The 11933-nt window shown below is 58.2% G+C and carries 15 protein-coding genes; 14 read left to right on the plus strand and 1 reads right to left on the minus strand.

Translation table 11 applies throughout. The features are described 5' to 3' along the window. Window positions 1-136 precede the first annotated feature (136 nt). The 14 genes from CAL20_RS09820 (at window position 137) to CAL20_RS09885 (ending at window position 11604) form a co-directional block, all read left to right on the plus strand. A complete protein-coding gene (locus CAL20_RS09820) occupies window positions 137-1513 on the plus strand; it encodes an anti-CBASS protein Acb1 family protein (protein ID WP_218830702.1) in 1377 nt (458 codons plus the stop codon). Next, window positions 1491-1691: a hypothetical protein gene (locus CAL20_RS09825; protein ID WP_094837727.1), complete on the plus strand. Its 201-nt coding sequence runs from the start codon at window positions 1491-1493 to the stop codon at window positions 1689-1691. The genes CAL20_RS09820 and CAL20_RS09825 overlap by 23 nt, the downstream gene beginning before the upstream one ends. Continuing rightward, complete coding sequence (locus CAL20_RS09830) at window positions 1691-2611, plus strand: phage minor head protein (protein WP_094837728.1); 921 nt, start codon at window positions 1691-1693, stop codon at window positions 2609-2611. The genes CAL20_RS09825 and CAL20_RS09830 overlap by 1 nt, the downstream gene beginning before the upstream one ends. Before the next feature lie 2 nt (window positions 2612-2613). Next, window positions 2614-3879 carry a hypothetical protein gene (locus tag CAL20_RS09835; RefSeq protein ID WP_094837729.1) on the plus strand — a complete coding sequence of 422 codons (1266 nt, stop codon included), beginning with the start codon at window positions 2614-2616 and terminating at the stop codon, window positions 3877-3879. Window positions 3880-3891: 12 nt separating this feature from the next. Then, window positions 3892-4359 carry a hypothetical protein gene (locus tag CAL20_RS09840; RefSeq protein WP_094837730.1) on the plus strand — a complete coding sequence of 156 codons (468 nt, stop codon included), beginning with the start codon at window positions 3892-3894 and terminating at the stop codon, window positions 4357-4359. Window positions 4360-4369: 10 nt separating this feature from the next. Continuing rightward, on the plus strand, window positions 4370-5425 hold the full coding sequence (locus tag CAL20_RS09845) for a major capsid protein (RefSeq protein WP_094837731.1): 1056 nt from the start codon (window positions 4370-4372) through the stop codon (window positions 5423-5425). 9 nt (window positions 5426-5434) lie between these two features. Beyond that, window positions 5435-5746 (plus strand): hypothetical protein, encoded by a 312-nt coding sequence (locus tag CAL20_RS09850; protein WP_094837732.1) that lies wholly within the window; start codon window positions 5435-5437, stop codon window positions 5744-5746. Between the two features lie 65 nt (window positions 5747-5811). Beyond that, window positions 5812-6210, plus strand: a complete 399-nt coding sequence (locus CAL20_RS09855; protein ID WP_094837733.1) for a DUF7370 family protein — start codon at window positions 5812-5814, stop codon at window positions 6208-6210. A gap of 8 nt (window positions 6211-6218) precedes the next feature. Then, entirely contained in the window at window positions 6219-6539 is a 321-nt protein-coding gene (locus CAL20_RS09860; RefSeq protein ID WP_094837734.1) for a hypothetical protein, read from the plus strand. Between the two features lie 41 nt (window positions 6540-6580). Continuing rightward, window positions 6581-6943, plus strand: coding sequence for an HK97 gp10 family phage protein (locus tag CAL20_RS09865; protein WP_179266644.1), 363 nt, complete (start codon window positions 6581-6583; stop codon window positions 6941-6943). Further along, the gene (locus tag CAL20_RS09870; RefSeq protein ID WP_094837736.1) at window positions 6936-7304 is read left to right on the plus strand and encodes a phage tail termination protein; all 369 of its coding nucleotides are present in this window, start codon (window positions 6936-6938) and stop codon (window positions 7302-7304) included. Before CAL20_RS09865 ends, CAL20_RS09870 begins: the two co-directional genes overlap by 8 nt. A gap of 20 nt (window positions 7305-7324) precedes the next feature. Continuing rightward, on the plus strand, window positions 7325-8074 hold the full coding sequence (locus CAL20_RS09875; protein WP_094837737.1) for an Ig-like domain-containing protein: 750 nt from the start codon (window positions 7325-7327) through the stop codon (window positions 8072-8074). A 3-nt stretch (window positions 8075-8077) separates the two neighbouring features. Next, window positions 8078-8674, plus strand: a complete 597-nt coding sequence (locus tag CAL20_RS09880) for a DUF6246 family protein (RefSeq protein WP_094837738.1) — start codon at window positions 8078-8080, stop codon at window positions 8672-8674. Continuing rightward, window positions 8674-11604, plus strand: coding sequence for a tape measure protein (locus tag CAL20_RS09885; protein WP_094837739.1), 2931 nt, complete (start codon window positions 8674-8676; stop codon window positions 11602-11604). Before CAL20_RS09880 ends, CAL20_RS09885 begins: the two co-directional genes overlap by 1 nt. On the opposite strand, the gene CAL20_RS09890 is transcribed toward CAL20_RS09885, so the two are convergent. Next, window positions 11598-11897 carry a hypothetical protein gene (locus CAL20_RS09890; protein ID WP_094837740.1) on the minus strand — a complete coding sequence of 100 codons (300 nt, stop codon included), beginning with the start codon at window positions 11895-11897 and terminating at the stop codon, window positions 11598-11600. The genes CAL20_RS09885 and CAL20_RS09890 overlap by 7 nt on opposite strands. Window positions 11898-11933 lie beyond the last annotated feature (36 nt).

The raw sequence follows: 11933 nt of genomic DNA on the forward strand, positions 1-11933 counted from the left end.
TGTCCTGCGCCCGGGCGGTAGCCGTGGAAAACGCTGGCCCTGAGGGAACTCGAGTCTGGCGAGATTCGGCCTTATCAACCGTCGAGCTCATCAGAGAGAACGACAAAACAGGGCTGATCCTTAAATCGGAATAGGCATGACGACGGACAAACTTCAACTGGCAGTCAATCAGGCGCTGAATGACTACCGGCTGGCGCGCGCCCGTATGAGCAACCTCATGGGCGGCCAGGGGATAGACAATAAGCGTCCGCAGGCCTGGTGTGAGTATGGCTTCCCTGAGTCGCTGGATTTCGCTGATTTCTACAAGCTTTACCGACGGGGTGGAATTGCGCATGGCGTGGTCGAGAAGATCATCGGAGGCTGCTGGAAGACCAACCCCTGGTTGATCGAGGGCGATGACCAGGACAATGCCAAGGGCGAAACGGCCTGGGAGCAAGGTCTAAAGCCACTCTTCAAGGGCGGACGCTTCTGGCGCAAGTTCGCGGAAGCTGACCGGCGTAGGCTGGTGGGTCGATATTCTGGCCTATTGCTCCGCTTGCGCGATAGCAAGCCCTGGAACCAGCCAGTTGATCAGCGCTCAAAAGAGCTGGTCGACATTATTCCTGCCTGGGCCGGAAGTCTTAAGCCAATTCGTTTTGGCGATGATGAGCGCCAGCCGGATACGTTTGGGCTGCCGACGATGTGGCAGTACACAGAAGTACATGTCAGTGCGGACGGCGCTGGCGGCCAACAGATCGTGCGGGAGGTCCATCCGGATCGCGTGTTTATTCTGGGCGATTGGCGGGCTGATGCAATTGGCTTCTTGGAGCCCGCGTACAACGCCTTTGTTAGCCTGGAAAAGGTGGAGGGCGGAAGCGGCGAGTCGTTCCTCAAGAACGCAGCGCGCCAACTCGGGGTTAATTTCGATAAGGAAATTGACCTAAGGGCAATCGCTGACGCCTACGGTGTTGACTTTGCGCAGTTCCAGGAACGATTCAATGAGGCGGCTCGCGACTTAAATCGCGGCAACGATACGCTAATGATCACTCAGGGCGCCACCGTGACGCCCCTGGTCAGTCCCGTATCTGACCCGACCCCGACATATGACGTCAACCTTCAGACGGCGGCCGCAGCAGTAGACATTCCCACGAAGGTCATTGTTGGCATGCAGACGGGTGAGCGGGCCAGCAGTGAAGATCAAAAGTACATGAACGCCCGCTGTCAGGGGCGCCGGCCGGATCTCTCATACGAGATATCGGACATGTTTGCCCACCTGATGCGTATCGGCGTAGTGAACAAGGTCCAGGAATATACGGTCATGTGGGATGACCTGACGGAAGCGACCCAGGCCGACAAGCTGGCCAGCGCAAAGACGATGAGCGAAATCAATACCTCGTCTCTTGGCACGGGAGAACTGATCTTCACTGGTAGCGAGATCCGTGAGGCCGCTGGATATGACCCGCTCGAGGAGATAGAACCGCTGCCGGACGTGGACGATGAAGAGGACGAAGATGGCGATCCTGCAAAAGAATGATCGGATCGCTGCGCCGCAGGCGATCGGGAAAAAGTGCGCGGATTGCGGCGGCGATCTCTACTGCGGTTCCGGGCCTGAGGATGGCTGGCAGCTTGAGGATGGGCGCGAGGTGTGCGACACCTGCTGCGTGGTCGACCTGCAGTCGATTGCCGCCTGTTTGACGGGTCGGATTCATTAATGGCAAGAGCGCCGATTCTGCCGTCAAGCGTCAGTGACCCTACCGGAGTCGACAAGCTAGAGCGTGGCGCAATCAATGACTTTGCCAAACGTCTGCGCCGCATCAGGCGAGCGTACATCGATGCGATCGACAGCTTTTCACCTGAGCCAGTTGTTAATAAGGCCTACACGTTTCGTCTAGATCAGGGACTATTGAGGGCGGTATTTGATGGCTTGGCGACGTTTGTCGATGGCGTCTTGCTTGAAGGCGGAGAGAGCCAATTATGGTTCTTCGAGACCTATGTGGGCGTCGCCTATCAGCGGGGAACGGCTCAGGAGTTCGCTAACCTTGCGCAGCAATACGAGGCCTACAAAGCGGGGAGGCAGAGCCTCCTGAGCCTAATTAGCAGTGAGCCATACCAAGCGCGCATCGCGTTGCTACGAGCTCGCGAGTTCGAAGAAATGGAAGGTCTGTCCGGCAGCGTCCGGGCCGATATGAGCCGAGTTCTGTCAGACGGCCTGGCTCGCGGGCTCAATCCGCGTGAAATTGCCACCAACCTAACAGAGCAGACCAGAATCAGCGAGGGCAGGGCAAACCGAATCGCTCGAACAGAGGTTTCGACGGCTTTGCGGCGGGCTCGGCTCGATGAGGCCGATGATGCTGCCGACCGGTATGGAACGCAGGCTAAGCAGATGCATATGTCAGCACTGAGTCCAACTACCCGACCGACGCACGCTAGCCGGCACGCAAAGCTTTTCACTACTGACCAGCAGCGGGAGTGGTGGGCCAAAGACGCAAACTCGATCAATTGCAAATGCAGCACGGTGACTGTGCTGGTTGACGACGAGGGCAAGCCGCTCGTGCCTTCCATCGTTGATCGAGCTCGCAAGAACTACGAAGTCATGAAAGCCAAGGGCAAAGGCGCTTGGACGGAGGAATAGAGATGCCGATGCAGGTAAACATCACCACGAAGGTGAACAGCCAGGCCATCCGGCGCGAGACGTACAACGGTCGGGAGCATTGGGTTATCCCTTCGTACACACTGCCGTTCGATGTCGTCATGAACGGCATCATGTACCCGCGGGATGAGATCCTGCGCACGTATCAGACCCTGGATGGCACGCTTGCGCCCTTTGGTCATCCCACCCTAGACGGGCAGTTTGTTTCTGCTCGTAGCCCCGAGGGAATCAACGCAGGCCATATTGGCGCCTGGAACCGCAACGCCAAGCTGACCGGCAACCGGGTCTACATGGAAAAGTGGTTGGACGTATCTGTGGCTCAAACCACAGAAAACGGCCGGCGCACCTTAGAGCGCTTGGAAGCCATGGAGAAGGGCGAAGACGTCCCGCCGATCCACACCAGCGTCGCAGCCTTCATTGAGCAGCACGAGCCGCCTCAAGGTGCCGAATACCAGGCTGTAGCCAAAATCCATAGCTTTGATCACGACGCGATTCTATTGGACGAAGTGGGAGCAGCGACCCCAGAGCAGGGCGTAGGCCTGATGGTCAACGCCGATCAGGCTGTGCCTATCAAGGCGAACTCTGGCGTTCTGGTCGGCGAATCCTTCCGCGAGCGCGAGGCCCGACTGGACCGAGCAGCGAAGGAGCGTTTTGCTACTGGTGCCGATGAGTATGCCTGGGTGGCGGACTTTACAGACAGCCAAGCGGTGGTTGTGCGCAACGGCGGAGTGTCCGAGGTTTATGGGTACACGTCGGAAGGCGGAAAGATCATTTTTGACGATATGGGAACCCCTGTAGTTCGACAGGAATCTTGGGTTGCCACGGTCGTCAACAAACTCAGCAAGATCAAGCAGTTTTTCAACCCGCAGGCCCGGCCTGCTGCAAATAAGGAGGGCGATATGCCTCTGACCCCCGAAGAACGGGCCGAAATGGTTAAGGAATTCGGCGCCGCTATGAAACCCATCGTGAACGAAGTTGTTTCGGAAGCGATGAAGCCGCTCAGTGAAAAGGTTGAGGGCCTGCAAGCTAACCACAAACAACTATCAGACCAACTGACTGCCAATCAGCGCGCCGAAGAGGCTGACAAGCGCAAGGCCGTGGCTGAGAAATTGGGAGAAGTCGTGGCCAACGCTTTGCAGGGTGAAGCCCTGGACGCTGCCTTCAAGCAAATTGGCGAGGCGGCCCCGATTGGTTCCGGCCTGGCTAGCAACCGTAGCGACAAGCCCAAATTCGACGAAGTTCCGGAATAAGGAGGCCTGATCATGGCTGTGAAATGGAACAAGATTTACCGCGGTGGCGTACACCGCACCACGCCCGAGACTCGGGAAGTTGACGCGCCCGCAACCGGCACCTATCTGCCAGGCACCGCAGTGACGATCACCACCGCTGCAGGCGGGATGACGGTCCAAAAGGGCATTACCGGAGAGCGAGACTTCTGGTATTTGATCGGCGAGCAGTTGCATGGTTCGGTCGACGACAACCAAGTCGGCGGCGGCTCCTCGATGCGTCTGTACACGCCGCGCTCGGCTGACCTGATGGCCGGCCGTATGGCTGCAGGTGTGGCGATTGTGGACGATGCGCCTTTGGCGATTGACGCAGACGGCCGCTTTGCTCTGGCTGTGGCCGATGGCCCCATCCACGCGTATATCGACGCGCCGGCTAAAGCTTTCCCGGGCACCACGCCGACCACGTCGGTGCTGGATCAGCTCGTTCCCATCAAGATCCGCTAAGGAGGCCCAAATGGCTTTTTTCGTAGATAAGAAAGGCCTGGAAGTTAACGCCGGCCTTCGCAAACAACACCTGTTCATCGCGAACTCACGCTCCGCGAACTGGGATCATGAAACCGCTCTGATGCAGGCTGCTGGCCTGGAGGTGAATGACGCCCGCATCCCGGCAGACGTATGGCGCGATTTCGATACGCAGACCAAGGCACTCATGCTGTCCGACGAGGGCGGCGTCCTGATGAACGATCTGATGCCCCTGGCTCGGAACGTGCATATCGGCAAGATCGTCAGCGAGTACCGCCGCTACGGTGCGGATGAGCTGGAAGTCCGTCGCAGTATCGACGGGCAGCACCGCAAGCCGGTGAACCATGTCAGCTACGACTATGACGGCGCCTTGGTGTTGGTGCACTCTACCCAGGTTGGTCGCGTGTGGCGTGAGCTGGAGGGCATGCGTTCCGAAGGGTATGACGCCCTGCTTGACGATCAGGCTGCCGCGGTTCGCTTTGTTCGCCGCGATATGGCGGACGATTTCGCCAACGGTACGCCGGATCTGGCCTACAAAGGCTACGTGTCCTATGGCATCAAGTCGCACCCGAACACCATTGCGTTGGATCTGGGCGCCGCTGGCCTGAACGTCGATCTGACCAGCCCAACGGTCACCTACCAGCAAGCCTACGATGTGTTTGTAGCCGCGCTGAAGGCGATGCAGGGTGCCGGGAACAATGCTGTCGGGAACGTCACCTTCTACCTGTCGGACGACATCTGGTTTAACCTGCTGCGCCTGCGTAATCCGACTGGCGACAGCACGGAGACCATTCTGGCCGCGCTGATGCGCACTCCTGGTATTGCTGGCTTCAAGCGCACCGACGCGCTAACTGGCAACGAATTCATGGGCATCATCTTGTCCAGCGAATACATCCGTCCGATCGTCGGTATGCCCGTCACTACGACCCCCATCCCGCGTGTCACGCCTATGGACGATTGGCATGTGCTGGTATGGTCGGCGTCCGGCCTGCAGGTCAAAGCGGACGCTCAGGGGCGTTCGGGTGTTCTGTACGCCTCGGCGGCGTAAGGGGGAGTCATGGCAAAGTCCAAATACATTACGACGCGCAAGATCATCGGCGTCAAGGTGATCCCGATTGGTTCTGTGCTGGAACTGACTGAAGAGCAGGCCAACCATCCGCTGTATCGCACTCGCGTGCGCAAGGCGGATTCCACGGTCCAGCTCGAGGCAGCTTCTCCGGCCGCCGCAACGGGCGAAAAAGAGCGCAAAGGCAAGATCATCGCCAAGCTGAAGGAATTGAAGATCGACTTCGATGGCCGAAAGAGTGCCGATGAGTTGGGCGCGCTACTGCCGCCCGATGAGTTGAAAGCATTGTTCCCAACTGAATAAGCCGCTTTAGGGCGGTTTCTTTTTGGCCCCGCCTTGGTGGGGCCTCTTTATTTTTGGAATCAGGCATGGATCCCTTGACCCTAGAACAGGCACGTGAATACCTGGCGTCACAAGGGATAGTCCTGCCTGATTTCTTGCTTCAGGCTCTTGTAGACCAGGCCAATAGCATCATCGATTGCCTGAACGAGCATTACTCGCCGTCCACGGGGCTGCTGATCATGCTGTACCTGGTGAGTCTGATGGCCTTAGGGCAGGGCGACCGGTACATCAGCAGCCAGACAGCTCCTTCAGGCGCTAGCCGGTCGTTCCGATATCTGTCTTTCACGGATCGATGGAATGGCCAGCTCAGTCTGCTGCGCGGCCTGGACAAGTACGGCTGCACCGATGGCCTGATACCGCCAGATCCGACCAAGAAGGCCTACGCGGGCCTATGGACGGCTCGCGGTGGATGCATGTGCGACTGAGGTGACGAATGTCTGAGATCGCACGTTGGAGTTATGCCAACACCGCCACCGTGAAGCCTTTCTTATCGATCGACCTCATGTCTGGCGTGACCGTCTATGGGCCCGAGTACACGATCGCGTGCAATTGGATTGCGGAAAGCACGCAACAACGAGCGGACGATGGTGCTGAGTTCATCAGCCGGCACGTCATCTACACCGAGGACGCCCGGCCTAAATACCTCGACATGATCCGCTTGGGCGACTCAGAAGAGTGGCAAGAGGTTCGATCAAGGACGTCGTGGGACATGAATATGTTCCAGGACTCCATGGATTTCAAATTGGTGACGTGATGCCGGTCAAGGGTATTGAGCGAGTCAGGCGAAATCTCAAGGTGAAGGTCGCTCAGATCGCGGAAGGTACGACCGAAGGCGCTGTGTACGAGATCCTGGCGACAGGAGCTGCCCAAGCGCAGGTTATGACGCCGCAGGACACAGGCAATCTGGTGAATAGCCAGTACGCCCCGCAGATCGATGTCAAGCAAGGCAGGGTTTCAGGCCAGGTCGGCTATTCCGCCGGCTATGCCGAGTATGTCCATGATGCACCAGGAAAGCTAAAGGGCTTGCCTCGCGATCCTAATAACCCTGGCCGTGGCGATTTCTGGGATCCCAACGCCGAGCCGGAGTTCTTGACGAAGGGTTTCGAAGAAATCAAACCCGCTATCCCGGCCATATTAAAGAGGCGATACGGTGTTTGATGAATTCGTCGAATGGCTGAGACTGATTCTCGGCACGAAATACCAATACAGCCGGGGCATGTGGGTCGATAGCCCAGCGTTGGTGACGGCGCGGATCGCCGCGATCTACGCGATGGGCGGCCCTCAGCCGGACGTCGACGACCGTCGCCCCAGGTTTCGAGTGTTGCTCCTGGGGCCACAAAGCGGCCGGCAGTACGCCGCCGATATCCAAACAGACATGGAATTACTGATGCAAGCCGTGCAGGGCGATCTGTTGCCTTGTGGGGCCGCATCGGTATTGGCGATTGGCGAGCCTGCCGGCCCCGCCTACACAACCGAAAACAGGCCTTGGATGAGCCTGGATTTTCAGGTGATTTTTTAACTGATTTGAAGGAGGCCGATATGGCTGTGTGTAAAAACAAGAAGTACGTAGGCCGGGACGTTGTTCTGGAATATGTGATTGGCTGCGGCGACACGTTGCCGACACCCAGCGAATGGAAACGCTTGGGATCGATGCGAACCAAGGATTTCAGTGCCGAATGGGATGCCGCGGACGGCACTGCGGACGACTCCATTGGCAACCTGCGCGAGAATCTATCCACGTTCCTCGCGTTCTCCGTTTCGGGCGATGGCACCTTGGTCAATACCGGTCCGAGTGGCGAGAATCTCAAAGAGCTGACCAAGCACTTTTTCAACCCGGTCGCAACGGGTGGGCAGCCCAATATCTGGACGCGCCTAACCTATCCCGACCTTACGTTCATTGCCTACACGCGTATGGCTTCGTTCGGTCGGTCGGCACCGTACGACGATGTAGCGACGTACAGCATCGAACTCGAAGCCACCTCATCGGATGCCGGACTCATAGTCGAAGACACGCCGAATCCTGATGCTCCCGCTGTGACGTCCGTGGAAGTCGTGCCGTCTACCCTATCACTGGAGATTGGCGACACCTATGACATCGAGGCTGTCGTGCTGCCGACTAGCGCGACCCAAGCCGTCTCGTGGGCTTCTAGTGACGTAGCAGTTGCGACAGTCATTGCTTCGTCTGGCGTGGTGACTGGTGTAAGCGCGGGTACCGCAACTATCACCGCCACCAGTACGGCAGACTCGACCAAAACTGACACTTGCGCCGTTACGGTCACCGCTGCGTAATCCATGATCCTCACCAGCATTGGAGAGATCGGCGTTCATTGGGGCGAGCGCACGATTGTGCTGCGCCCGTCCCTTTACGCGATGTCTTGCCTGGGTGACCCCAAGGAAATCGTCCGAGTTTTTGCGAGCGTCATGGGTGGCGAGTCCGAAGAGCGGTTTAGCGATGCGCTCGCCACCATCTACGCCTGCACGGAAGAGGAGATTGATGGGTTAGTGGGACATTGGTCGCAATCAGGTTATGTGCGCGGCGCCATGCCCCCAGAGAACGTGATTCATTTGGCCCGCTGCCTGCTTAGACACGGCATTGCGGGCGATCTGCCGGAGTTGGAGCGCAAGCCAAGCGACGGAGAGCCGGAATACGTCACGGAGTTCGATGCGCGCCTGCATGTTTCGATCGCTATGGCGCATCTCGGATTGTCTGAGCGGGATGCTTGGAATACGACGATGACAGCCCTGGTCGGAGCGCTCCGGGCCAAGTTCCCGCGCCCAGAAGGTACGTCGCCCGGCGCGAAAGCTCCCACCAAAGAGCAGCACCAGGCGACGATGGATTGGTTTGAGCGCGTCGAGGCGGCTCGCAATAGAAATCGAGGAGTTCATTAATGGCTGAAAGCGTAGGCGCCATCTACTACACCGTAGAGGCAGATACAGCCAAACTCCTGACGGCAACGACCGACGGCGAAACTTCGCTCGACAATCTGGAAAGACAGTTCAAGCGCACCGATAAGGCTGCCAGTCAATCTCAATTTCAGATGACTAAGACGGCGCAGGCCGTCAGAAGTCTTGGGCGCGAAAGCTCGGCGGCGTCAAGCAACGTCGCGAATCTGGCACGCGTGATGGGCGCGCTTATCGGCATCCAGGGCGTCCGAGGCCTAATCGAAATGGCCGAGGCCTACAACGAGATGGCCGAGCGCGTGCGCATGGCGACCTCCTCGACCGAAGAATATGAGTTGGTACAGTCGCGCCTGTTGACTACGGCCAACAAGACGTATCGCGCCCTGTCCGAGGCACAGGAGGTCTACATCCTCACGGCCGACTCTGTGCGATCGCTTGGGTACAACACCGAGCAAGCCCTTGATATCACAGACTCCCTGAGCTATTCGTTCGTCAAGAACGCGACGAGCGTAGACCGAGCCAATAGCGCAGTATCGGCGTTCACCAAGGCGCTCAACAAAGGGAAGGTCGAGGCCGATGGGTGGGAGTCGTTGATCGCGGCGGTTCCGACGGTCGTAAACGATATTGCGACCGCGGCTGGAAAAACTTCTCAGGAGATTCGCGAGCTGGGGGTATCCGGGGGCATCACTGCCCAGATGCTGACGGAGGGTCTCCGTGGGGCTTTGGACGAGAACAAGGCCGCTGCGGATGGAATGGCGACCACCCTAAAGGATGCATTCCGCAATCTCAGCAATAACTTGTCAGTCTATGTAGGCGAAGCGAACAACGCCTATGGCGCGACCGGGTTGCTGTCGTCGTCGATCATAGCTCTGGGCGAAAATATCGACTTCATCGTCAAAGCGCTATCGGTGGCGGGCGCTGGCGCGCTGGCAAAATACATTGCAGGCCTGACCGCATCGTCATTAGGCAACGCGAAAGCGGCGATTCAGGCGCGCATCCACGCCGCTGAACAACTGAAACTGGCGATTGCAGAGGAAAGGACAGCGGCTGCAGCGGCTACCCAAACGGCAGCTACTGCTCGGCTCGGCGGGGCGCACTCTGCTGCAGCGGTCGCAGCAGCACGTCATACGGCGGCCCAGACGGCGCTTTCGGCGGCCCAGCGCGCTTATGTAGCAGCCGGTGGCGGCCTTCTCACCTTGCTGGGTGGGCCCGCTGGCATTATTGCCTTAGTGGCGTCGGCCGCCGCTGGTTTCGTACTGTTTGGTGATAACGCGCGCAATGCAGTTCCGGATGTTAATTCGCTAACCAATGCGATTGACAAGCTGGGCGAGGCCCAGTTGCGCCTTCGTCGCCAGCAGGCAGAAGAGGCGATCGAGAAGGTTCAGCTTAGGGCGCAAGAGGCCAGCGATGTTTTGCGGGGGATGGAGCGTGATTACAGCGCGCTTTCTGACCAGCTCGGCCGCGGCGTAGATGCGAAGGGTCTAGACAATGCCACGCGATCGATTGTGGAGCAGCGCGCCGAAGTGGAGCAATACGGCGAGCAGCTTAACGTTGCGAAAGAGGCACTAAGCAAGATCAACGAAGAAATCGAGCGTCGCGGAAAGCAAAGCTCGTCCACTGGCGGCGCTTCCGCCTCCCCAGCCGCCGATCCTGAGGTCAAAAAAAGACTGCAAGACTTGCGGGAGGAGCTCGCTCTATCGAAATTGCAGGGCGTTGAGCGCGCGAAACTGGCGGCCGTTCAAAAGCTCGGCGCAGGTGCGACCGCCGAAGAGCGCGCAGAGGCGGAGAAACTCGCCGAGGCTATCTACCGAAATAGCGACGCCCAAAAAAGCATTAAGGAGTCAACCAAGGCATCAATTGAGGCTCGCAAAAAGGATCGAGAAGTCCTCGCCGATATGGCTCGCGAATTGCAACTTGCCGCGCTGAGCGGTGAGGCCCTTGCAGTAGCGAAAGCCAAGAATCAGCTGTCGAGCTTCGCCACGCCTCAGCAAATCGCCGATCTTGAGCGCATGGCGAAGACGCTCTATGAGATCGACCAGAAGAACCAACAACGGAAGAAGTTCGGCGATACGGCCAAGGACGCGGACCAATACATCATGGGTGATGTGTCTCCGCTGTCTGGCGGCGCCTTTGATGACCAAGTAGCGCGTTACGACGCTGAGGCCCAGGCGGAGCAAAAGCGGTACGCCGAGCAGTTGGAGCGGCTGACTGCCGCGCGAGAACTCCAGATTCAGACGCAGAAATCCTATGACCAACTAGAGCAGGAGGCCGCGCAACAGCACGCTGACCGCATGGCGCAGATCGAGCAGGCAAAGAACTCGGTAATCCTTTCTTCTGCGAGCGATGCTTTCGGGGCGATGGCCGATATTCTCCGTCAGTCTCAGGGGGAACAATCGGGCATCTTTAAGGCGATGTTTGCTGCTTCCAAGGCATTTGCGATAGCAGACGCTACGGTGAACGCCTACAGCGCCATATCGAAGGCGTGGAACTCGGCTCCTTTCCCGGCGAACCTTGCCGCCGTCGCAGCGACCACTCCCCAGGTGATGTCAGTTGTATCGGCCATCAGCGCAGCAAGCTACGGCGGCCGGCAGTACGGCGGCTCTGTCGACGCGACGAAGATGTATCGGGTCAATGAAAACGGTGCTCCAGAGATACTGAATACTGCCAGTGGCCGGCAGTACTTATTGCCAAACAGCCGTGGGGAGGTTGTAAGCAACAAGGAGGCCACGGGCGGCAAGGCCGCCGCTGCTCCAAACATCGTTGTAAACGTCCACAACGCCCCGCCTGGGACCCGCGTCGAAAACCGACAAGTTGATGATCAGTACATAACTGACGTCATCCTGTCGGATTTCGCTGGCGATGGGCCGATATCTAATGGCGGCAAAGGCCATTTCGGATGGAAAAGGCGGGGCTATTGAGCGTCTTTTGATAAGGGATTGTCACGCTGCTGGAGGGCCTTATCAACTGCCGCTCCAGAGGCTTCAAGAACCGTGCCTATCGCATCCATCGCCTCTCCAGATGGTAGTCCTGCAAGACCGAAGGTTTCTCGAGTCGCCTCGTTCAGCTTTTTGTAGCTCTGCGCGACTGCCGATATATCTATCGAGCCGCGTGCACAAATGGATATCACAAGGTTGTGCAGGCCGAGTTGCAAGCCTTTGACTCGCTCTTCCAGGTCATCCACGCGCTTTTGCAGTTCATTCATGTTTTCCATTTGTCTTCCTGTGCGGAGTAAGCCGCGATGAGCAGC

Origin of the sequence: Bordetella genomosp. 4 (genome assembly GCF_002261185.1) — a bacterium.
Classification (GTDB): domain Bacteria; phylum Pseudomonadota; class Gammaproteobacteria; order Burkholderiales; family Burkholderiaceae_B; genus Bordetella_A.